The 21,220-nt window shown below is 61.9% G+C and carries 18 protein-coding genes and 1 pseudogene; 1 reads left to right on the top strand and 18 read right to left on the bottom strand.

Annotated features, from left to right (window positions below):
• Nucleotides 1-66: 66 nt before the first annotated feature.
• The 3 genes from AB4P91_RS17370 to AB4P91_RS17360 form a co-directional block, all read right to left on the bottom strand.
• Nucleotides 67-2,700, bottom strand: a complete 2,634-nt coding sequence (locus AB4P91_RS17370) for an excinuclease ABC subunit A (protein WP_395603296.1) — start codon at nt 2,698-2,700, stop codon at nt 67-69.
• A gap of 29 nt (nt 2,701-2,729) precedes the next feature.
• Entirely contained in the window at nt 2,730-4,841 is a 2,112-nt protein-coding gene (locus AB4P91_RS17365; RefSeq protein WP_395603295.1) for an ATP-binding protein, read from the bottom strand.
• Between the two features lie 134 nt (nt 4,842-4,975).
• Complete coding sequence (locus AB4P91_RS17360; protein ID WP_150592084.1) at nt 4,976-5,665, bottom strand: GntR family transcriptional regulator; 690 nt, start codon at nt 5,663-5,665, stop codon at nt 4,976-4,978.
• A 151-nt stretch (nt 5,666-5,816) separates the two neighbouring features.
• On the opposite strand from AB4P91_RS17360, the pseudogene AB4P91_RS17355 reads away from it, so the two are divergent.
• Nucleotides 5,817-5,912: pseudogene (locus tag AB4P91_RS17355) on the top strand (metal ABC transporter ATP-binding protein); the annotation flags it as partial.
• 17 nt (nt 5,913-5,929) lie between these two features.
• Here AB4P91_RS17355 and AB4P91_RS17350 read toward each other — a convergent pair.
• The 15 genes from AB4P91_RS17350 to AB4P91_RS17280 all read right to left on the bottom strand — a co-directional run bounded on the left by AB4P91_RS17350 (nt 5,930) and on the right by AB4P91_RS17280 (nt 21,184).
• Nucleotides 5,930-6,589 (bottom strand): DUF799 domain-containing protein, encoded by a 660-nt coding sequence (locus AB4P91_RS17350; protein WP_150592085.1) that lies wholly within the window; start codon nt 6,587-6,589, stop codon nt 5,930-5,932.
• Nucleotides 6,586-6,954 carry a DUF4810 domain-containing protein gene (locus tag AB4P91_RS17345; RefSeq protein ID WP_150592086.1) on the bottom strand — a complete coding sequence of 123 codons (369 nt, stop codon included), beginning with the start codon at nt 6,952-6,954 and terminating at the stop codon, nt 6,586-6,588. The genes AB4P91_RS17350 and AB4P91_RS17345 overlap by 4 nt, the downstream gene beginning before the upstream one ends.
• A 29-nt stretch (nt 6,955-6,983) precedes the next feature.
• Nucleotides 6,984-7,670, bottom strand: coding sequence for a CsgG/HfaB family protein (locus AB4P91_RS17340; RefSeq protein WP_395604971.1), 687 nt, complete (start codon nt 7,668-7,670; stop codon nt 6,984-6,986).
• Nucleotides 7,671-7,868: 198 nt separating this feature from the next.
• The gene (locus AB4P91_RS17335; RefSeq protein ID WP_395603294.1) at nt 7,869-10,946 is read right to left on the bottom strand and encodes an error-prone DNA polymerase; all 3,078 of its coding nucleotides are present in this window, start codon (nt 10,944-10,946) and stop codon (nt 7,869-7,871) included.
• The gene (locus AB4P91_RS17330) at nt 10,943-12,358 is read right to left on the bottom strand and encodes a Y-family DNA polymerase (protein ID WP_395603293.1); all 1,416 of its coding nucleotides are present in this window, start codon (nt 12,356-12,358) and stop codon (nt 10,943-10,945) included. The genes AB4P91_RS17335 and AB4P91_RS17330 overlap by 4 nt, the downstream gene beginning before the upstream one ends.
• Before the next feature lie 7 nt (nt 12,359-12,365).
• The gene (gene imuA, locus AB4P91_RS17325) at nt 12,366-12,983 is read right to left on the bottom strand and encodes a translesion DNA synthesis-associated protein ImuA (protein ID WP_115147025.1); all 618 of its coding nucleotides are present in this window, start codon (nt 12,981-12,983) and stop codon (nt 12,366-12,368) included.
• Nucleotides 12,983-13,600 carry a transcriptional repressor LexA gene (gene lexA / locus AB4P91_RS17320; protein ID WP_047301573.1) on the bottom strand — a complete coding sequence of 206 codons (618 nt, stop codon included), beginning with the start codon at nt 13,598-13,600 and terminating at the stop codon, nt 12,983-12,985. Before lexA ends, imuA begins: the two co-directional genes overlap by 1 nt.
• Nucleotides 13,601-13,665: 65 nt before the next feature.
• A complete protein-coding gene (locus AB4P91_RS17315; RefSeq protein ID WP_395603292.1) occupies nt 13,666-13,944 on the bottom strand; it encodes a DUF971 domain-containing protein in 279 nt (92 codons plus the stop codon).
• On the bottom strand, nt 13,941-14,903 hold the full coding sequence (locus AB4P91_RS17310) for a HEAT repeat domain-containing protein (RefSeq protein ID WP_395603291.1): 963 nt from the start codon (nt 14,901-14,903) through the stop codon (nt 13,941-13,943). The genes AB4P91_RS17315 and AB4P91_RS17310 overlap by 4 nt, the downstream gene beginning before the upstream one ends.
• Nucleotides 14,900-15,748: an ABC transporter ATP-binding protein gene (locus AB4P91_RS17305; RefSeq protein WP_395603290.1), complete on the bottom strand. Its 849-nt coding sequence runs from the start codon at nt 15,746-15,748 to the stop codon at nt 14,900-14,902. Before AB4P91_RS17305 ends, AB4P91_RS17310 begins: the two co-directional genes overlap by 4 nt.
• Entirely contained in the window at nt 15,748-16,530 is a 783-nt protein-coding gene (locus AB4P91_RS17300; RefSeq protein ID WP_395603289.1) for an ABC transporter permease, read from the bottom strand. The genes AB4P91_RS17305 and AB4P91_RS17300 overlap by 1 nt, the downstream gene beginning before the upstream one ends.
• A 265-nt stretch (nt 16,531-16,795) precedes the next feature.
• Nucleotides 16,796-18,199 carry an ABC transporter substrate-binding protein gene (locus AB4P91_RS17295; protein WP_395603288.1) on the bottom strand — a complete coding sequence of 468 codons (1,404 nt, stop codon included), beginning with the start codon at nt 18,197-18,199 and terminating at the stop codon, nt 16,796-16,798.
• A 233-nt stretch (nt 18,200-18,432) separates the two neighbouring features.
• Nucleotides 18,433-18,678, bottom strand: coding sequence for a ferredoxin family protein (locus AB4P91_RS17290; RefSeq protein WP_042559450.1), 246 nt, complete (start codon nt 18,676-18,678; stop codon nt 18,433-18,435).
• 26 nt (nt 18,679-18,704) lie between these two features.
• Nucleotides 18,705-20,435, bottom strand: a complete 1,731-nt coding sequence (locus AB4P91_RS17285; RefSeq protein ID WP_395603287.1) for a fumarate reductase/succinate dehydrogenase flavoprotein subunit — start codon at nt 20,433-20,435, stop codon at nt 18,705-18,707.
• Nucleotides 20,432-21,184, bottom strand: a complete 753-nt coding sequence (locus AB4P91_RS17280) for a GntR family transcriptional regulator (RefSeq protein WP_150687154.1) — start codon at nt 21,182-21,184, stop codon at nt 20,432-20,434. The genes AB4P91_RS17285 and AB4P91_RS17280 overlap by 4 nt, the downstream gene beginning before the upstream one ends.
• Nucleotides 21,185-21,220 lie beyond the last annotated feature (36 nt).

Below are 21,220 nucleotides of genomic sequence, written 5' to 3'. Positions count from 1 at the left end.
TCGAGTACAACCCAATAACCTGTGGGAGCTGGCTTGCCAGCGATCAGGCCGTCGGGATCGACGCGATTATCGGCTCAAGGCACGGGCCAGAAACGGCGCGGTCCGGCTCTTTTTGCTGGCAGCCACTTTCTGCGGCGTGCCCGCCACGACAATTTTGCCGCCCTCATCTCCCGCCCCCGGGCCAATGTCGATCACCCAGTCGCTCTGCGCCACCACGCGCATTTCATGCTCGACCACGACGACCGTGTGCCCCGCTGTCACCAGCGAATCCAGTTGTTCCAACAGTCGGTCGACATCCCGCGGATGCAGGCCGGTGGTCGGTTCATCCAGCACATACAACGTCGCGCCGCGCTGATTGCGCTGCAACTCGGTGGCCAGTTTGATCCGCTGCGCCTCACCGCCCGACAACTCCGTCGCCGGTTGTCCAAGTCGCAAATAACCAAGACCAATATCGCGCAACACCTCCAGCGAACGGCGAATCCCCGGTTGCCCGACAAAAACTTCCACCGCCTCATCGACCGTCAATTGCAGCACCTGCGCGATGCTCAAGCCCTCCCACAAAACCGCCAGTGTCTGCGGGTTGTACCGCGCGCCATGACACGTCGGGCACGGCGCATACACGCTGGGCATGAACAGCAACTCGACACTGACAAACCCCTCACCCTCGCACGTCGCGCAACGGCCCTTGGCAACGTTGAAGGAAAACTGCCCGGCGTCATAGCCCGCCACCCGCGCCTGGGGGGTGCCAGCAAACAGCTTGCGCACGTTATCGAACAGCCCGGTGTAGGTCGCCAGATTGGAGCGCGGCGTACGGCCGATGGGTTTCTGATCGACCTGCACCAGGCGCTTGATCGACGCCAGCCCGGCCGTGATCTGGCCGCTGCTGACTTGCGGCGCGTCGTCCTCAAGGCTCAGCTCTTCAGCCTCAGCCTCAGCGCTCGGCCGTCCCAGTTGTGCACCGACCAGTTCCAGCAACGCCTGACTGACCAGACTCGACTTGCCGGAACCGGAGACACCGGTCACCGAAGTGAAACAACCCAGGGGAAATTCGGCGCTGAGGTTGTTGAGGTTGTTGCGAGTGATGCCCTCCAGCTTCAGCCACGCCGTCGGCTTGCGCGCGGCACGCGTCTGGCGTGGCGCTTCGGCGAACAGATAAGCGCGGGTCTGCGATTGTTCGATGTCGGCCAGCCCCGCAGGTGGGCCGCTGTACAACACCTGACCGCCCTTCTCACCCGCCGCCGGCCCGACGTCGATCAACCAGTCAGCGCGGCGCATGGTTTCCAGATCATGCTCAACCACAAACAGCGTGTTGCCGTCCGCCTTCAAGCGCTGCAAGGCTTCGAACAACGCCTCTCCGTCGGCCGGGTGCAAACCGGCGGAGGGCTCGTCGAGCACGTAAATCACGCCGAACAACTGCGAACCCAATTGCGTCGCCAATCGCAGGCGCTGCAACTCACCCGACGACAAGGTCGGCGTGCTGCGTTCCAGAGCCAGATAGCCCAGCCCCAGTTCGGTCAACGTGGTGACCCGTTCCAGCAGATCCTCGGCAATGCGCTGCGCCGCCAGGCGCTTTTCCAGTGACAGGTTCGGTGTGTGGCGCACATCTGGCGCGCTGGCGTGACCACTGGCCCCCTTCGCGACGCGCTGTTGCCGGGCTTCGCGGGTTTGCGCGTGACTGAGGGTTTCGCCGGTTTCCTCGGCGTGCTCCAGATAACTGGCAGCCGCCACCGGTTTCAGAACTTCGGCGACTTGCAGCAGCGGCATCTGTGACAACTCACCGATGTCGTACCCGGCAAATGTCACTGCCAACGCCTCGCGCTTCAGCCGTTTGCCATCGCACAAGGGGCAAGGACTGCCGAGCATGAACCGCGCCACGCGCTTTTTCATCAGCGCACTTTGCGAGTGGGTGAAGGTGTGCAGGATGTAGCGGCGGGCGCCGGTGAAGGTGCCTTGATAACTCGGCTCCATTTTGCGCTTGAGGGCGACACGCGTCTCTTCCGGGGTCAGCCCGGCGTACACCGGCACGGTCGGGGTTTCTTCAGTGAAGAGAATCCAGTCGCGCTGTTTTTTCGGCAACTTGCGCCATGGGATGTCAACGTCGATGCCCATCGTCACGAGGATGTCGCGCAGGTTCTGCCCCTGCCATGCCAGCGGCCAGGACGCCACGGCACGCTGGCGGATGGTCAGGCTCGGGTCCGGCACCATCAACGCTTCGGTCACTTCATAGACCCGCCCGAGACCATGACAATCCGGGCAGGCGCCCTGAGGCGTGTTCGGCGAAAAGTCCTCGGCGTACAGCATCGCCTGCCCCGGCGGGTAACTGCCGGCGCGGGAATAGAGCATGCGGATCAGGCTCGACAACGTCGTGACACTGCCGACCGAGGAGCGCGTGCTCGGCGTGCCCCGCTGCTGTTGCAGGGCCACGGCGGGAGGCAGGCCTTCGATGGAATCGACATCCGGCACTCCGACCTGATCGATCAGCCGCCGCGCGTAGGGCGCGACCGATTCGAAGTAGCGGCGCTGGGCTTCGGCATACAAAGTGGAAAACGCCAGGGACGACTTGCCCGACCCGGACACGCCGGTGAACACCACCAATGCATCACGGGGGATGTCGATGTCGACGTTCTTCAGATTGTGCTCACGGGCGCCGCGCACGCGAACCATGCCGGCGGGTGCTTTGGAGGTGCGTTTTGAAGTCATCAGCCTGCCTTGGTGGGAAGTTTTCAAGCTCAGCCGCTTAGCACCGAACGAATCATCTGCAACAACGATTCCGGGCCATACGGCTTGCCGAGCAAATGGGTGTCGGGACTCAACTGGTGATTGCGCGAGATGATGTCGCGGGTATGGCCGGAGGTGAACAGCACTGCCACCGGTGGCTTCTGCACCTTGGCCCAGGCAAACAGGTCGGAACTCTTGATCAGCCCAGGCATGACCACGTCGGTGAAAATCAGATCCACTTCAACGCCTTCCAGCAGCATCTGCATCGCGGCGTCGCCGTTGCCGGCAATCAGTACCTGATAGCCCTCATCGCGCAGCAATTCCACTGCCGAGGCCCGCACCGCGTCGTTGTCCTCGACCACCAGAATGGTCTCGTTGCCGCCGCCCAACACTTCATCAGCAACGGAGGACTCTTCGCGAATCGGCCGCAAACTGCGCGGAAAGTACAGCTCTACCCGCGTACCTTCGCCCAGCTTGCTATCGATCTCGACATGCCCGCCGCTCTGTTTGACGAAACCGAACACCATGCTCAAGCCGAGCCCGGTGCCCTGGCCATCGGCCTTGGTGGTGAAGAACGGTTCGAACACCTGCTCCAGTATCTGCGCGGGAATGCCGGCGCCGGTATCGCTGACCGTCACCCGCACGAACTCGCCGGGGACGATGCCTTTGCCGACGCAAAACGTGCTGTCCAGAAACGTATTGAAAGCGCTCAGCACAATCGTGCCCTCGCCTTTCATGGCATCGCGAGCGTTGATTGCCAGGTTAAGAATGGCGTTTTCCAGTTGATTGCGGTCGACGTTGATGTGCCACGGTGCTTGTGGCAATTGCACATCGATGTGAATGGTTTCGCCGAGCGCCCGTTGCAGCAACTCGCCGACGCCTTCAAAGATTTGCTGCGGATTGCACACGGCCGGCGACAGCGGTTGACGCCGGGCAAACGCGAGCAGTTGCGAAGACAGCTTGGCCCCGCGCTCGACCGCCGCCAGCGAAGCGCTGACGCGCCGCTGCACGTTGGCGTTATCCGGCTCATGCCGCGCCAGCAGGTGCAGGTTGCCGGCAATTACCTGCAACAGGTTATTGAAGTCATGGGCCACGCCACCGGTAAGTCCGCCAATGGACTCGAGCTTTTGCGATTGGCGCAGTTGTTCTTCGGCAGCGAGCCGCGCTTCGACTTCATCGGCCACCCGCTGTTCGAGGTTACGGGTGAACTTGAGCAGGGACTCTTCGGCGCTCTTGCGCTCATGGATGTCGATCAATACCCCGGGGAAACGCAGTGCTTCACCGCGTTCGTCGAACTCGCAACCGCCGCTGGCCAGCACCCATAGGTAACTGCCATCGCTGCGCAGCACGCGGTATTCGACGTTGTATGGCGCGCCGGTCTTTACGCAATGGTCGATACTTTCCTCAACCCAGGCACGGTCATCGGGGTGAATTCGCGAATGCGCAATATGTTGTGCCAGGTTGCTCAGATCATAGTCCGGCGGGTAAGAAAACGTGCGAACAAAACGCTCGTCCGCCGACAGCACATTGTTCTTCACATCCCAGACAAACGAACCGAGCAAAGCCCCTGCGTTGAGCGCCAGGCGTACCCGTTCGTTGTCGGCCCGGAAGGCTTCTTCCGCGGCTTGACGCAATTGCTCCGAGCGCACGAGTTCGGTGGTTTCCACCACCATTGCCATCACCCCGGACGGGCAACCTTCGTCATTGGCCACGGGGCTGTAATAAAGATCCATCCAGACGTCTTCAGGAACCCCGTCGCGCAACAACACCAGCTCTTTGTTGCGAAACGACAAAGTGCCACCCGCCAGGCAAGTGTCGACCACATGCCGATTGAACTCGGCCACTTCCGGCCAGCCCAACTCCACCGGCACGCCAAGCAGGTAAGGATGGCGGCCACCGGCAAACTCCGAGTAGGCGTCGTTATAGATCATGTAACCGGCGCGGCCCCAGAGCATGACCATCGGCAACGGCGAGGCGAGCATCATCTGCACGGCGCAGCACAGACTGGCGGGCCAATGATCGAGCGGGCCCAACTCGGTATGGCTCCAGTCGAACGCGCAGATGCGTCCGGCCATTTCGCCTTTCCAGCCTTCACAACCGTGGCTATCGGATAAAAACTGCATCGAGTGACTCGGTGTCCTGTGTGTTTGCCCGAATGATCGCGAAGCCAAATCGCCGCGATCGCACGTCTGTTTCGAGCATCGTCTGACTCATTGGTTTCATTAGAGGTATAGCCGATTTCAACGCCGGCTCAGGATTAAACGCCGATCAGGTGTTTGAGCGGATGGTAGCCAGTTTTCATTTTCGCGGCGACGTCGAGAATCGCCTTCTCGATGCCGTTGAGGTGCGTGCAGGTCAACTCGATGGCGGCATTCTGATTACCGGCCTCGATGTACTCGATCAGGCGCAGGTGTTCGTCGTCGCGGCAGACTTGATGGCTGTCGTCGTCCAGCGCTGCGGCATACAGCGAGGCACGGGAAATCAGCTTCTGGAACCAGTCGAGCAGCACCGGGTTATTGAGACTGCGCGCGAGTTTGATGTGGAATTCACCAAGCAGGTAAATCAGCCGCGGATGGTCCCCGGCCGCGTGAGCCTCATCCTCCAGCAGCAGGTGTTCACGCAGCGCTTGCATCGCTGCGGTGTCCTTGCGGCGGCACAGTTCAGTGACGATGCCGATCTCGATCAAGCGCCGGGTTTCGAACAGCGAACGGATCTCTTCATTGCTCGGCAACGACACCGATGCACCTTTATTGGGCTCGGTCGTCACCAGTCCGTCGGCCTCCAATTGCTTGAGCGCGGCGCGAACCGACGTGCGGCTGACATTAAATAACTCCGCCAGCGAGGCTTCGCCCAGTTTCATCCCCGGCCGCAGCGAACGCTTGCTGATCGCCTCGTAAACCCCTTGGTAGACACGGTTGACCGTGGTTTCCGGTTTCTTCTCGGTCATTCGAAAGCTCCTTCAGTGCTGGCAACGCAGCAGTGGCGCATGAACTGTCGCGCAGAATATCGCCTTCGGCCGGAAGATGCAGGGTCTTGATGGTAAGTCGATGGGGTCGAGGCAGGGTTGCCGCTGATGCGCTCGTTGCAAGCGCGATCGAGTGCCTGTGGGAGCGAGCTTGCTCGCGAAAGCGGTGGATCAGTCAGCATCCATGTTGAATGACAAACCGCCTTCGCGAGCAAGCTCGCTCCCACAGGGATTAATGTCGCAGCTTTAGTCCGTGCCGTACTTCGGCGAACGCGGACCGTACAACAGACCTGCCGGATGACCGGCCGACAACAGGCGGTTACTCGCCACGCCGGCAATCGGGAAACCGGCATCGGTGGAACTGTTGATGATCTGCTTCACCGCCGCCGTGATCAGCATGCCGATCAGGCCGCCGCCACCGTTGTTACCGCCCTCTTCGCTCGAAGCACGGGCCGAGCCGGTCCACAGCGTGGTGCCGCTCTTCAGGTCAACCAGTTTCGCCGTTGCAGTGACTGCGGTTTCGCTGCTGATCACCATGTAACGCGTCCCGTATTCGGTCACGGTGATGTACAACGCCGCGTCGGCGCCGAAAATTTCCTGCAGTTTGTGCGCCGGCGCCTGGTGGATATCATCCGGCGTGGTCAAACCGTTCTGGCGAAAGGTCTCGTCAACCAGTGTGATCGGCAATACGTAGTAACCGGCCTCGGCCAGTGGAAACGTCACCTGCGACAGCAGGCTGTAAGACGCTTTGACGTCAGGCGATGTGTTCAGCGGCGGCAATACCAGAATGGTCTTGGGCCGTGCCTGCTTGTACGCCGAATAGTCCACGGTCTTGGGCTTGACGCAGCCACCGAGCACGCTCAGCGCCAGCACGCCGACCAGCAGTTTCACTGCACGCGGGATCATTTGGCGTCTCCGGTCTTGGCGTTTTTAAGCAGAAAATCCATATACGTGCCGGACTCGGGAAACAGCGTCTTTTCGGTGCGGAACTGCTGCACCATCTGATCATCCTTGCCCATGCTCAGATAGAGCAGGCCCAGGTGCGCGTGGTAACCCGGTGGTACGGCCTTGCCGGTGGAGCGGATCTTTTGCAGGTCACGCTCAAGCGCTTCGGCCTGGGCTTCTTTCGGCTCTTCGCCCTTGAAGTATTCATAGACCTGCGGTTCGTAGCCTTCCCACTGGTACAGGGTTTTCGGGCCGGCACAACCGGCCAGCAAGGTGCTGGCGGCCAGGGTCAAGGTCAGCAGCGACCGCGACAGAGTCAAATTCATGTGTTGTTGCTCCTTGCAATGGGCGTCGATCAGTTGCCCGGTTTCCAGGCACCGGCGTTCAAGCCATCCACCAGACGATTGATCGCCTCGCGCATGGCCAGATCCAATACTTTGCCGTTGAGGGTAGAGTCGTAGGCAGCGGTGCCGCCGAAGCCGATGATTTCGCGGTTGGACAAGGCGTACTCGCCTGCGCCCTGGGTCGAATACACCACTTCCGACGTGCTGATGTTGACGATATTCAGGTTGACCTTGGCGTAAGCCACCTGGGTCTTGCCACGGCCGAGAATGCCGAACAACTGGTGATCGCCGGTCTCTTTGCGGCCGAACTCGGTGACGTCACCGGTGACCACGTAATCGGCGCCTTTCAGACGCTGGGCCTGGCCCTTGATTACCGCTTCCTGCTGGATTTCGCCCATGTTGTCGCGATCCAGCACGGAGAAACGGTTGGTCTGCTGCAAGTGCGTGATCAGGATGGTCTTGGCCTGACCGCCGAGACGGTCAACGCCGTCGGAAAAAATCCCGCGCATGTAGCTGGAACGGTTGTCGAACTTGCCCACCGCCATCGGCACGCGAACGCCGGCCCAGACGTGAGAAGCACTTTCAACTTTGGCCACCGGCAACGCACGGGAGCTTTCGGTGGCGCAACCGGCGAGCGAACTGGCCAGCGTGCCGAGTACCGCAATTGCAACGCCTGAGACCAACATCCGGGAGATCATTCTCACTGGGTATTCCTTCTTGAAAAACGGTGTGTCCCGGCACAGCAACGCGGTGGGGAGCGGAAAAAGGGGCGGCATTATGACAAAGTGCCATCATTCGCGACAGATTTTTTTGGCGTCAATTAATCGGCTCAACATGACTGCGACTGGCGCGTCCTCGCGCACCCGAATGATGCGTGTCGGCAGATATAAAGCGGGTCAATGAAAATCGCGGCTCTGCACGCGGATGCCGTTGAGCAGCGGGCTCAGATCACTCAGGCGTCCGGCGATCAGGTGGCGCACTTCGCCCTGGCGCTCCCAGCGGCCATCGACCCTGAGCAGTTGCGAGCCGACCAGCACCTGGCGCTGACGCTCGGCGAGGTCGCGCCAGACCACCACGTTGACGTTGCCGAACTCGTCTTCGAGCGTGACAAACGTCACGCCGCTGGCTGTGCCCGGACGTTGCCGGCCCGTGACCAAGCCGGCAATGCTGACCGGGCGTCCGTGCTCGATATCGAGCAACTCTTGCGAACTGCGGCAGCGCCGCGCCTTCAACTCATTGCGCAGCAGCGCCAGCGGATGCGGCCCCAGCGTGGTGCCGACCGTTGTGTAATCCGCATGCAAGTCCTCGCCGACACTGGGTTTGGGCAGCACCACGTCAGGCTCTTCCTGACTCGACAACCCGGCAAACAACCCAAGCTGTTTCTGCACTCCGGCCACTTCCCAGCGCGCCCGATGCCGATGTCCGGCCAGACCACGTAACGCCCCGGAATCTGCCAGCAACGCCTGCGCCCGACTGTCGAGCCCGGCGCGCTCCCCCAGATCGGCGACATCGGCAAATGCTCCGCGTGCCCGAGCCGCCTCAATACGCCGGGCGTCGTCCTCACGAAAACCCTTGATCATCCGCAGCCCCATGCGAATCGCCGGTTGCGCGCCGCTGATCGGTTCCAGGCTGCAATCCCAGTCACTGGCGCGCACATCCACCGCACGGACCTGCAACTGATGCCGGCGCGCATCCTGCAGAATCTGGTCAGGACTGTAGAACCCCATCGGCCAACTGTTGATCAGCGCACAGGCGAACGCCGCCGGTTCATGGCACTTGAGCCAGCAACTGGCATACGTCAGCAAGGCGAAGCTGGCGGCGTGGGATTCGGGAAAACCGTAACTGCCGAAGCCTTTGATCTGCTCGAAAATCTGCGCGGCGAACTCCGGTGTGTAGCCATTTTTCTTCATGCCGGCAGCGAGTCGTTCCTTGTGTGGCTCAAGCCCGCCGTGGCGTTTCCAGGCGGCCATTGAGCGGCGCAACTGATCGGCCTCGCCGGGGCTGTAGTCGGCGGCGACGATGGCGATCTGCATCACCTGCTCCTGAAACAGCGGCACGCCGAGGGTGCGTTTAAGCACCACTTCCAGTTCCGGCGAAGGATAGGTTTCCGCCTCTTCCTTGTTTCTGCGGCGCAGGTAGGGATGGACCATGCCGCCCTGAATCGGCCCCGGCCGGACGATGGCCACTTCGATCACCAGATCGTAAAACTTCGCCGGTTTCAGGCGTGGCAGCATCGACATCTGCGCGCGTGACTCGATCTGGAACACGCCGATGGTGTCGGCACGGCTGATCATCTCGTAGGTCGGTTTGTCTTCGGCAGGAATCGTCGCCAGTGTCAGGTCTTGATGGCGATGACGGCGCAGCAGGTCGAAACAGCGGCGGATCGCACTGAGCATGCCCAGCGCAAGAATATCCACCTTGAGCAGCCCGACCGCATCGAGGTCGTCCTTGTCCCACTGGATGATCGTGCGGTCAGCCATCGCCGCATTCTCCACCGGCACCAGACTGTCGAGCGGCTGTTCGGAAATCACGAAACCGCCGGGATGTTGCGACAGGTGCCGGGGAAAACCGATCAGTTGCCCGGTCAGGCTCAGCACCCGGCGCAGCACCGGACTGTCCGGGTCGAACCCGCCTTCGAGCAAACGCGCGAGCGGCGGCGTTTCATCGCTCCAATGGCCGCAGCAATCGGCCAGCGCGTTGATTTGATCGGGCGGCAGGCCCAGGGCCTTGGCCACATCGCGCACCGCGCCGGCCGCGTGATACGTGCTGACCACCGCCGTCAACGCCGCACGGTTGCGACCATAACGACGAAACACGTATTGCAGGACTTCTTCGCGACGTTCGTGTTCGAAATCGACGTCGATGTCCGGCGGCTCGTTGCGCTCTTTCGACATGAAGCGTTCGAACAGCAGCGTGGTGCGATCCGGATCGATCTCGGTAATGCCCAAGGCAAAACACACCGCCGAGTTGGCCGCCGAACCGCGGCCCTGACAGAGGATGTGCTGTTCGCGGGCGAAGTTCACCACGTCATGCACCGTGAGGAAGTAGCTTTCGTAACCGAGTTCGGCGATCAGCTTTAATTCCTTGTTGATCTGCCGCAGCACCTTGAAGGGCGCGCCTTGTTTCCAACGCCAGGCGATGCCCGCTTTAGTCAGGTGCCGTAACCAGGAACTGCCCGTGTGCCCGTCCGGCACCAGCTCTTTGGGATATTGATAACGCAACTGACTCAGGTCGAATGTACAACGCCGAGCCAACGCGACTGACTCATCCAGCAACGCCGGCGGATACAGTTCCCGCTGCACCTCGACGCTGCGCAGATGCCGTTCGCCATTGGGGTGCAGGCGCAATCCGGCTTCGGCCACCGGCACGTGGTGCCGAATTGCCGTCATGGTGTCCTGCAAGGCACGCCGGCCACGGGCGTGCATGTGCACATCGCCACTGGCCACCGCGGCAATCCCCAACTCAGCGGCCAGGCTCAACAACGCCGCCAACCGCCGCTGATCGTCCTGCCCGCGATGCAATTGCACCGCCAGCCACAGCCGTTCGCCGAAGGTTTGCCGGAGCCAACGGCCCTCCTCGACGTCATCAATGCTGTCCGGCACCCAAAGCGTCAGCAACCCCGGCAACGGCTCGCTAAAGTCCTCGCGCAGCACCTGATACTGGCCTTTTTGCGTACGCCGCCGGGCGCGGGTGATCAAACGGCACAGTGCCTGATAACCGGCAAGGTTCTCCACCAACAGCACCAGTTTCGGGCCGTTTTCGATGCGAATTTCGCTGCCGATAATCAATGGCAGCTCAACGGATTTCGCCGCTTGCCAGGCACGCACGATCCCGGCCAGGGTGCATTCATCGGTGATCGCCAGCGCCTGATAGCCGTGCTTTTTCGCCCGCTGGAACAGCTCCAGCGCACTGGAAGCACCGCGCTGGAAACTGAAGTTCGACAGGCAGTGCAGCTCGGCGTAACCATCGTTCATGCAAACCAGCCCTGCAGCCACAACGGACCGCCCTCGCCCACCGCCCGGTAGGCCCAGCCCTGCTGCCCGGCACGGTTCTGGATCAGGTAGTAATCGCGGCGCACATCGTCACCGTCCCACCAGCCGGATTCGATCCGTTCAGGCCCCATGAGGATGCGTGCCGAACCCTCCGGTACGCTTTGCGGTTCGCCCAGCAACCAGCCCGGACGCTGGACACTGGGCAAACCGGCGCAGCGCTGTTTGTCGACGGCGTATTGCCACGCACACTCCGGACGATGGTCGGCCTGAAAACGCAGGCCTTGCACCGCGTCGTCGCCCAGCCTTGCGCGCAGGCGTTCGCGCAATTGCTCCCAAGGCAAGGTCTGCTGCGGACGGTCGTCGAACAATTCCTGAAACTGCGGCACGAAACTCGGCAGATCTTCGGCGCGCAACCGAAAGCCGCGCACCGGAGCCTCAACCTGCACTTGCTCCAGTCGGCCACGGGCCAGCTCGAAGAGCATCGCCGGGTCGCGTTCGGCGCTGAGCAGGCCGACCTTGATCAGCGTATCCGGCAACCCGGCATGTTCCAGGTGCAGATCGAAACGCTGCACGCCGCTGTCGCGCCCACACAGGAACGCCGATAGATCGCCGGTCAGGCGGCGCAGCGGAAACAGCAGCGCCTGATGGGATTGCACGTCGAAATTGAGTTCGATGCGCACATCGAAACGATCCGGTGGCAGATAAAACGCCAGCGCCAGCGGACGTGCGCCAAACAAGGTGTCGAGATGCTTGAGCATCTGCGCTTCGAAGCGCCGTGCCAAGGCCTGACGCGGCAGGCTCTGCACCTGAATGAGACTGCGCAGGCCCATGCGCGACAATGCCGTGGCCACACCCGGCTCAAGACCAACGCGGTCGATGGGCAATTGCCCCAAGTGATGCTGCAAGGCTTCACCGTCCGGCACCACCAAACCGTCATAAGCATTGGCCAGCACTCGTGCCGCCACCGGGTTGGGCGCGGCGACGATGCGATGACGGAAACCCAGCTCGGTTAGCTCTTTGCGCAGCCGCACTTCTAACTGCGCCCAGGAACCGAACAGGCCCAGGCTCGATTCGATCTCGAACACCACGGTACGCGGGTAATGCACGCTGACCTGTGAGCTGAAACGATAGGCCCATGCGGCGAGAAACTGCTGCCAATGCTCGACCTCGGCAGCGTCGTAATCGGCAGTGGCAAAGCCTTTGCTCAAGGCTTGCGCAGCGGTCATGGACTGGCCGGGGCGCAAGCCAAGTTTGCGCGCCGCGCCATTCACGGCTTGCAGCACCCGGCGCTGGGCCGGACCGCTGAGTAGCACCAACGGCTCATCAGGTTCGGGGCGTTGACGCAGCACGGCGTCGAGGGCCAATTGCGGGAACAGAATACACACCCAGCGCATGACGACCTCAGTGACCCACGGCAAAGGCAATGGGCGTCGCGCGCGCCAGGCCGCCACGGCATTTGAGCACGCGCAACTGGGCAGGTTTGGCATCAATGGCAATGCGCAACGCCGCCGGTGAAGGGTTGATCGCCTCGCTCAGCGAGCGCCAGGCAAAGGCCAGGGTCTGGCCGGTTTCCGCCGCCACCTGCAAACGCCGTAACGCGCGGTCATCCGCCTTGTGCGGCCAGCACAGCACCGCGCCGCAACTGCCGGAGCGCAGGCATTGTTCCGCCGCCCACAAGGCATCGCGCTCACTGGCTTGAATCACCGACAACTGTCGCAGATCGACTCCGGCGTTTTCCCACGCTTGCGGGTAGGGCACGAACGGCGGCGCCACCAGCACGATGCGCTCGCCCGCCGCCGACAGCCGCGCCAGCGTCGGCCAGACCAGTTGCAGTTCGCCGACCCCGGGGCCGGCCAGAAGGATTTCGCTCAGCGCCGCTTCCGGCCAGCCGCCACTGGGCAACGCTGCGTCCAGTGCGGCATGCCCGGTCGGTTGTGGGCTCGCGGCCGGTGGCGCAGGCCGGCCCTTCCAGACCTGGCCGCCATTGAACAGCGTATCCAACGCAACGACGGCGCCCATCAGCCTTGCCTCACCAGGCCACAGAACACTCCCTCAATAGCCAGGTCCTGATCATCACGCACGACAATCGGCTGGTAGGCCGGGTTGCGCGGCAGCAGGCGAACCTCATCGCCCGTGCGCTCAAAGCGTTTGATGGTGACTTCACCGTCGAGCCGCGCCACGACGATCTGGCCGTTGAGCGCCTCGGGATTGCGCCGCACGCCGACCAGATCGCCGTCGAGAATGCCGTCCTCGATCATCGAGTCGCCCTGCACCCGCAGCATGTAGTCGGGCGTACGGGAGAACAGCGCCGGGTCGAGCAGCAAACGACTATGGAGATCGGCATCGGCACCAATCGGCGCACCGGCGGCCACTCGGCCGAGCACGGGAATATCGAGCAACTCCGGTCGCGCCGGTTGCCCGAGCAAGCGAATGCCCCGCGCCTGATGCGGGTTGACCTCGATAAACCCGGCTTCGGTGAGCGCCAGCACATGCTTGCGCGCCACGCTGCGCGAGGCAAAACCAAAAGCCTCGCTGATTTCAGCGAGGCTTGGGGGCTGACCGTGTTCGGCGATGCGTTCGCGGATAAAAGTCAGAATGGCGGTACGGCGGGGAGTCAGGTTTGTCATGGAGTACATTTGTACTCCTGTGGGATTTTCCTGACAAGCACCGGCAGTCGGCCTAAGCCGACGCAGTATCGGGTTCAAGGGGTGAGTTGTGCCAGGTAGGTCCACGGGTAGATGCCGCGTTGATGGCCATCGCTGAACACCAATTGCACGCCGTAACCCTGCGGGTTGAGTTCGATGATACGGACTCGCTCGTCCACCAGAGGCGCCGAGCCGCGCAGGCGAAACGCACGGCATTGCGAGCAGGGGCACTGGCGGCGCAGGTCGGCGTGATTGAGCACCGATTCGCGACCGTCCGGCCAGCTCAGGCGCAGGGTTTGCTCGCCCTGCGAATTGCCGATCGCCAGCGGACTCATTGCAACTGACTCAAGGCAATCCGCACCGCTTTGCGTACTTCCGGATCGCCGTCATCCTGTGCCGCCTGCAACGCAGCCACTGCGCCGCGATCATTCAACTCACCCAAGGCCAATGCGGCTTCCTTGCGCAGGTTGCTGATGCGATGCCCGAGGGTGTCGATCAAAGCGTCCAGCGCTGGGCCAAAACGCAAGCGGCCGAGGCTGCGGGTGGCGCGCAAACGCACTTGCCAATAGTCGTCGCTCAAGGCTTCGATCAATGCCGGGCCGGCGTCGCTGTGGCCGACTTTGCCCAAGGTGGTGGCGGCTTCTTCACGCACTTGCCAGGCGTTGTCCTGCAAGGCCTGACGCAGCGCTGGCAGGACTTCAGCGCTGGACGCCAGGCCGAGCGCACCGGTGGCAGCGCGGCGCACTTCGGTGTCCGGGTCAGCGCTGGCCAATCGGGCCAATGCCGGTAGCGCGTCGAGTTGCTTGAGCCAGCCGAGCACGCCCACGGCCTCGCGGCGCACGTTGGCATCGGCATCATTCAGCGCCGCAACGGCGGCGGGCGCAGCATCGGCAAAGCGCAGTTCGCGCAGGGCCCGAAACGCGGCATTGCGTACGCTGACTTCAGCATGATCGGTCCACGGCAGAATCACCCGCCCGGCCGCTTCGGTCTTGAGCAAACTCAGACTTTGCGCTGCGGCAGATTTCACGGCGGGCGATGGATCGGTCAGCGCCTGGCACAAGGCTTCAACCACCGGTTCGTTCTCCCAGGCCTCCAGCAGACGCGCCGCTTCAGCACGCACCTCTTCGGCGGGATCGTCGGACAGTCGCTCGACCAGCCAGAGCAAGCCATCCGGCTCTTCCAGATCCGCCAGCTCAATCAGCGCAATGCGCCGCACGCCGGCGTCCGCAGCGGTCAGGCGTGGTTGCAGGGCAAGAATGTCAGGGTTATCGGTCACGGTAAAAAAAGAGGTCATAGGGCAAATCTCGGCAAAGGGTTTTCGCGCGGCAGGCCGAGCGGATTGAGGCGCGGCAGCGGTCGGTCGTCGTCATGGCGCAGCAGGTCGAGGCAGTGGCGCTTGAGTCGGGAGAATTCGGCGCTGGTGACCAGATCGCTGGTACGTGGTCGAGCGAAGTCGAGGCGCAGATCTTCGATGATTCGCCCCGGCCGTGCGCTCATGACCAGCAAGCGATCAGCGAGAAATAGCGCCTCATCGATGTCATGGGTGACGAACACCACGGTGGTGCGAATTCGTGTCCAGATGTCCAGCAGCAGCGCTTGCATGTTCAATCGGGTCAGCGCATCGAGCGCGCCAAACGGCTCGTCCATCAGCAACAGCCGCGGGCGATTGATCAGTACCCGGGCGATTTCCACCCGTTGCTGCATGCCGCCAGAGAGTTGATCGGGCCAGCGCTCGGCGAAGCCGTCGAGGCCGACCAGTTGAAGAATTTCATCAGCGGCGCGATGACGCTCGACCTTGCCGATGCCCCGCATCTTCAGGCCGAAGGCGACGTTGTCGCGCACCGTGCGCCACGGGAACAGTGTGTGATGCTGGAACACCATGCCACGCTGCGGCGAAGGGCCGGACACCGCACCGCCATCGACTTTCAGGCTGCCAGCATACGCCTTCAAGTGCCCGGCCAAGGCGCCGAGCAGCGTCGACTTACCGCAACCGGACGGGCCGAGAATGCACACGAACTGGCCGGGTTCGATCTGGCAATCGAGGTCCTGCACCGCCTCGAAGGCTTCGCGGCCTTCGCCGAGGACGATCGACAGCTGGCGAATATCGATCCGCCCTTCGGGGGTTTGCATCACGCTCATCAGGCTTTTCCTCGCGGTCGATGCCAAGGCGTGAACAAGCCGCCCAGACGTTTGATCAACAGACTGCTGCCCATGCCCAACACACCGATCAGCAACATGCCGACGACGATGTCGGCGTAGTTCTGAATGGTGTAGGACTCCCAGGTGTAGTAACCGATGCCGAACTGGCCGGAGATCATTTCCGCCGTCACCAGGCAGAACCATGAAGTGCCCATGCCGATCGCAAGGCCGGTGATGATGCCCGGTGCGGCGCCCGGCAGGATGACTTCGAGCAGGATCGCCCGACGCCCAGCCCCAAGGCTTTTGGCTGAGGCGATCAAGCGTGGATCAACGCCTTCGACGCCGTGCACGGTGTTGAGCAGGATCGGGAACAGTGCGCCGGTGAAGGTGATGAAGACCATCGACAACTCGGACGATGGGAACATCAGGATCGCCAACGGAATCCACGCCACGGCCGGGATCGGGCGCAGCACTTCCAGGGGTGGCAACAGCACGTCTTCGGCCCATGTCGAGCGGCCGATGGCCAGGCCCATGGCAATGCCGACCGCCAGCGCAGCGAGGTAGCCGGCAAACACGCGGCCGAGGCTGGCGGTCAGGTGTTGCAGCAGCTTGCCGGAGTCGCCCAGGCCCAGCGCGGCTTCAATCACGGCCAATGGCGTGGGGACGTTGGCGAAGATGACCAGGCCGAGGTTCCAGTGATGGCTGGCGGCGAGTTGCCAGAATAGGAGGCAGAGCAGCAGTGAGACGGATCTTACGGCCCAGCGGTTGTTGAATGATTTCATGGAGCGGGTTTCCAGTTCTGGATCTGTGTGATGGCTGAGATTTACCCCCTCACCCCAACCCTCTCCCCCAGGGGGGAGAGGGGGAAAGGGAGCCGATCTTCATCTTTTCAAAACCTGAGTTCGGCTCGGTATAGAGACGACCTGCCTGCTTTTTCAAAACCTGAGTTCGGCTCGGTATTTCAGGTCGGTGTACCTCGCGCAAACACCTCGATCAGTCCCCTCTCCCTCCGGGAGAGGGCTAGGGTGAGGGGCTCTTGATCTGCTGTTAACGGGCCGCTACGGCCTGGGTCGTGGCGTCGGTGAAGTCGAAAACCTTGCCGCCCTGCGCCGCTGCAAATTGCTGCGCCTGCCCCTTGAGCAGAAACGCGCTCAAACGGCCCTTGGCATCACTGGCAAACCACGCCTGATCCGCCAGCAACTTGATCCCGCTGTCACTCGCCTGCGCATACACCGCGCGAATGGTTTTGCCGTCCTGCTTCAAACCGGCCAACGCGGTGAAGGCAGATTCGGCGGAGGCGTAATGGCGCACCTTGTCTTCGCCACGTACCCAGATTTCGGCGACATGGCTGAAGTCAGTGATGGCCTTGCCGCTGGCCGCATCCACAGGCTTGAGCGGCGTCTGCGCGTAGTTGGCCAACTGCGCGGCGTAATCAAGATGGGAGGCCTTGAACGCCGCACGGATGTATTGATCGTCGATGAAGGTGTTCAAATCGAGACCACGATCGGCTTTCTTCAGCAGCTTCAAGGTATCAATGGCCGTACCCACCGCCTGACGGTACTCAGGCTTCCAGCTCAGGTCGCGCGTCTGCACGCCGAGCGGGCCGTGGAACAGGTAATTGACCTCGGCATCGACGCCGGTGACTTTGGCGATCAGTTCGCTGTACTTCTCCGGTTCGGCGGCCAGCAGTTGATTGGCCTCGATGCTCGCGCGCAGGTAAGCGACGACGATCTCCGGGTATTTTTTCGCGTAGGCCTGATCCACCAGCGCACCGTGGAAGGTCGGCGCATTGGCCTGGGCGCCGTCGTAGATCTTGCGAGCGAAACCACGACTCGGGAACAACTCGGCAAACGGCACGAAATCGGCGTGGGCGTCGATCTTGCCGGCCTGCAATGCGGAGCCAGCGACTTCTGGCGGCTGGGCGATGATGTTCACATCCTTGAGCGGATCCCAGCCCTGCTCCGCCATCGCACGCAGCAACATGCCATGAGCCGTCGACGCGAACGGTACCGAAATGGTCTTGCCCTTGAGTTCGCTCAGCGACTGCACGCCGGACGCACTCGGCACGACGATACCGTTGCCGCTACCCTTGATGCTGCCCGACAGCACGCTGATGAACAGGCTGTGTTTGCCGGCCGTTTCGAACGCCACACCGTTGAACGCGCCGGGGAAATCGGCCATGGCGCCGAAGTCGAGTTTGCCCGCGACCATCTCGTTGGTCAGCGGCGCGCCGCTGGTGAAGTTTTTCCATTGCACGTCGTATTTGGCGTCCTTGTAGACGCCGTTGTGGGGCAGGTATTTTTCGAGCAAACCGAGCTCACGGATCAACAACCCACCGGCGGCGCAGTTGATGGTGGTGTCCTGGGTGCCGATGGCAATGCGGATGGTCTCGGCCGAGGCCGACAGGGTGAACGTAGCCAGTACCAGACCGGCGATTACTGCACGCAACATAAGTGGTTCCCCTCGAATCAGTTATAGGAGGTTCGTCTCCGCCACGATCAGGGCGCGGTGGGAAACGAGGGGTGTTTTTGAATCCAGCGTCCGGGGTTTCGGATGGCTTTGGTTGACTGGGGCGGCCTCATCGCTGGCAAGCCAGCTCCCACAGGTTTCTCTGGTGTTGCGAAATCTGTGGCCCACTGCAAATCCCTGTGGGCGCTGGCTTGCCAGCGATAAGGCCCTATCAGTCAACGCAGTAAATAAGGAATATCGACCTTCACGGCTCCCGTCGGGCAATCCTTTTCACACGGCATGCAGTACCAGCATTCATCGAACGCCATGTAAGCCTTTTGCGTGGCCGGGTTGATCGCCAGCAAGTCCATCGGACAGACATCGACACACACGGTGCAGCCCTTGTCGGCGATACATTTGTCCTCGTCCACGGTGACGGGGGCGTTGGAGCGGAAGAAGATTTCCTGAGCTTGATAGGCCATGGTTCGGGCTCTCTTTTAGTGATGCATCACGCGGCGAAGGCGCCAACCCGCAAGCGGTCATAAGTCTGCATTTCCTCGGCATCGAGCGGGATGATGTAGGGCTCGACGGCTTTCTTGAAACTGGTCATCTGACCGTCATCGCCCTTCTTCAGGTGGCAATGGCAGAACCACTCGCCGTCGTTACGCTGCGGGTGATCGACCCGGTAGTGGTACAGACCCCAGCGACTTTCGGCGCGGAACAACGAGGCGCGGGCAGCCATTTCGGCGCAGTCACGGATCACGCTGGTTTCCATTGCGCGCATCAATTCATGGGCGTTGTTGGCCTTCATCTGATCGAGATCACGCTCGATGTCGCTGAAGCGCTGCAAGCCGATCTGCATTTTTTTGGTCACTTTCGGCGGTTGCAGGTAGTCGTTGACGAAGCGTCGCAGCTTGTATTCGACCTGGGCCGGCGGCAGACCGTGTTCGCGATCCAGCGGGGCGTAGACCCGTGCTTTTTCTTTCTCGATCTGTGCGCTATCCAACGCCGAAAACTCGCGCCCGGCGACAAAATCCGCCGCGTTGTGGCCGGCGAACCAGCCGTAGGTAAACGCGCCAAGCATGTAGTTGTGCGGCACCGCTGCCATGTCCCCGGCGGAGTACAAACCTTTCACAGAGGTTTCGGCACGCTCGTTGACCCACACGCCGGACGCCGAATGGCCGCTGCAAAAACCGATCTCGGAGATGTGCATCTCGACCATTTGCGTGCGGTAGTCGGTGCCACGGTTGGCGTGGAACTGACCGCGACTCGGGCGTTCATTGCTGTGCAAAATCTCTTCGATGTTCTGGATGGTTTCTTCGGCGAGGTGATCGAGTTTGAGGAACACCGGACCGTTGCCGCTCTCCAGTTCCCGATGGAACTCCCACATCATCTGCCCGCTCCAGTAGTCGCATTCGATGAAGCGTTCGCCCTTGTTGTTCGCGGTGTAGCCGCCCAACGGGCCGGTCACGTAGGCGCAAGCCGGGCCGTTGTAATCCTTGATCAGCGGGTTGATCTGGAAGCATTCCAGATTCGCCAGTTCGGCTCCGGCGTGATAGGCCATCGCGTAACCGTCGCCGGCGTTGGTCGGGTTTTCGTACGTGCCCATCAGGTAACCGGAGGACGGCAGACCCAAGCGACCAGCAGCGCCACACGCGAGGATGACGGCCTTGGCCTTGATCACATGGAAGTCGGCGGTGCGGCAATCGAAGCCCATCACACCGTTGACCGCGCCCTCCTCGTCGGTCAGCAAACGCGTGCAGACCAGCCGATTGGTGATGCTGACTCGCGCGCGCTTCAACTGGCGATACAGCACCTTTTTGATGTCGTGCCCTTCCGGCATCGGCAACACATAGGCGCCCATGTGGTGGACTTTTTTCACCGCGTAATCACCGGTTTCGTCCTTCTCGAACTTCACGCCCCAGCGGTCGAGCTGTTCGATGGTTTCGAAGCTGTGCGTCGCGTAGGCGTACACCGCTGCCTGATTGACGATGCCGTCATTGGCGATGGTGATTTCCTTGGTGTACTGCTCAGGCGTCGAGTGGCCGGGGATGATCGCGTTGTTCAGGCCATCCATGCCCATGCTGATCGCACCGCTGCGTTTGACGTTGGCCTTGTCGACCAGCAACACACGCAAGTCGCGGTTCTTCTCTTTGGCCTTGATCGCCGCCATCGGCCCGGCCGTGCCACCGCCGATCACGACGATGTCGTATTCCTGCTCAAGCGTGTTGCGTGTCATGCCTGCTCCCCTTTTTGCCGATCGATCCGCAGGCGGTACTGGAACGCATCGCCACGGTAGTAAAGGTGTTCGAAGTCCAGCGGCTGGCCCTGCGCGTCGTGAGTCAGGCGCTCGATGCGCATGATCGGCGAGCCGGCCTCGACGTTGAGTGCCTGGGTCAAATCGCTGTCGGCGAGCACGGCGTCGATGGCCAGGTCGGCATGGCCGAGGGCGATGCCGCAGTCGTTTTCGAGAATCAGAAAGATGTCGCGGGTGACCAGATCAGCCTTCTCCAGCCGTTCGCCGATGGCTTTGGGCAGGTAGGTGATTTCCAGCGAGATCGGCTCGCGATTGATCAGCCGTACGCGTTTGATCTGCGCCACGGTTTCACCCTCGGCGACCTGTAATCGCTCTGCCACATGTTTGTCCGCGGGGATGAATTTGAAGCTGCGCAGGCGGTTGATCACTTCGTAGCCACGGCCGGTCATGGATTCGGCGAGGCCTTGCAGGCTGCTGACGTTCTGAAAGGTTTTCGGCTTGGCGACGAAGGTGCCCTTGCCGTGGATCTTGAAGATCAGTCCTTCCTTTTGCAGATCGCCCAGTGCCTGGCGCACGGTGATGCGGCTGACTTTGAACAGCGCACCGAGTTCACTTTCGGAGGGCATTTGGCTGTCTTGCGGGTATTCGCCGTCGAGGATGCGGGCGCGCAGGACGTCGCGCAGCTGGGTGTGCAGAGGAACGCTGCTGAGAGAGAGAACGTTATCGGTCATCACGGGATCACTTGTCATAACGAGTTATGACGTGAT

Origin of the sequence: Pseudomonas sp. B21128 (assembly GCF_044218865.1) — a bacterium.
GTDB classification, from domain to species: Bacteria; Pseudomonadota; Gammaproteobacteria; order Pseudomonadales; family Pseudomonadaceae; genus Aquipseudomonas; species Aquipseudomonas iridis.
Note: the sequence above shows the minus strand (reverse complement) of the source record. Positions and strands in the feature narration are given on the sequence as shown.

Excerpts from the sequence above, each read along its gene's own strand:
- AB4P91_RS17345 (WP_150592086.1), bottom strand. The coding sequence starts at position 6,954 with ATGAATTTGACTCTGTCGCGGTCGCTGCTGACCTTGACCCTGGCCGCC.
- AB4P91_RS17290 (WP_042559450.1), bottom strand. The coding sequence starts at position 18,678 with ATGGCCTATCAAGCTCAGGAAATCTTCTTCCGCTCCAACGCCCCCGTC.
- lexA (WP_047301573.1), bottom strand. The coding sequence starts at position 13,600 with ATGTACTCCATGACAAACCTGACTCCCCGCCGTACCGCCATTCTGACT.
- AB4P91_RS17310 (WP_395603291.1), bottom strand. The coding sequence starts at position 14,903 with ATGACCTCTTTTTTTACCGTGACCGATAACCCTGACATTCTTGCCCTG.
- AB4P91_RS17300 (WP_395603289.1), bottom strand. The coding sequence starts at position 16,530 with ATGAAATCATTCAACAACCGCTGGGCCGTAAGATCCGTCTCACTGCTG.
- AB4P91_RS17365 (WP_395603295.1), bottom strand. The coding sequence starts at position 4,841 with ATGCAGTTTTTATCCGATAGCCACGGTTGTGAAGGCTGGAAAGGCGAA.
- AB4P91_RS17280 (WP_150687154.1), bottom strand. The coding sequence starts at position 21,184 with ATGACCGATAACGTTCTCTCTCTCAGCAGCGTTCCTCTGCACACCCAG.
- AB4P91_RS17295 (WP_395603288.1), bottom strand. The coding sequence starts at position 18,199 with ATGTTGCGTGCAGTAATCGCCGGTCTGGTACTGGCTACGTTCACCCTG.
- AB4P91_RS17330 (WP_395603293.1), bottom strand. The coding sequence starts at position 12,358 with ATGCGCTGGGTGTGTATTCTGTTCCCGCAATTGGCCCTCGACGCCGTG.
- AB4P91_RS17360 (WP_150592084.1), bottom strand. The coding sequence starts at position 5,665 with ATGACCGAGAAGAAACCGGAAACCACGGTCAACCGTGTCTACCAAGGG.
- AB4P91_RS17315 (WP_395603292.1), bottom strand. The coding sequence starts at position 13,944 with ATGAGTCCGCTGGCGATCGGCAATTCGCAGGGCGAGCAAACCCTGCGC.
- imuA (WP_115147025.1), bottom strand. The coding sequence starts at position 12,983 with ATGGGCGCCGTCGTTGCGTTGGATACGCTGTTCAATGGCGGCCAGGTC.
- AB4P91_RS17335 (WP_395603294.1), bottom strand. The coding sequence starts at position 10,946 with ATGAACGATGGTTACGCCGAGCTGCACTGCCTGTCGAACTTCAGTTTC.
- AB4P91_RS17305 (WP_395603290.1), bottom strand. The coding sequence starts at position 15,748 with ATGAGCGTGATGCAAACCCCCGAAGGGCGGATCGATATTCGCCAGCTG.
- AB4P91_RS17285 (WP_395603287.1), bottom strand. The coding sequence starts at position 20,435 with ATGACACGCAACACGCTTGAGCAGGAATACGACATCGTCGTGATCGGC.
- AB4P91_RS17340 (WP_395604971.1), bottom strand. The coding sequence starts at position 7,670 with ATGATCTCCCGGATGTTGGTCTCAGGCGTTGCAATTGCGGTACTCGGC.
- AB4P91_RS17370 (WP_395603296.1), bottom strand. The coding sequence starts at position 2,700 with ATGACTTCAAAACGCACCTCCAAAGCACCCGCCGGCATGGTTCGCGTG.
- AB4P91_RS17350 (WP_150592085.1), bottom strand. The coding sequence starts at position 6,589 with ATGATCCCGCGTGCAGTGAAACTGCTGGTCGGCGTGCTGGCGCTGAGC.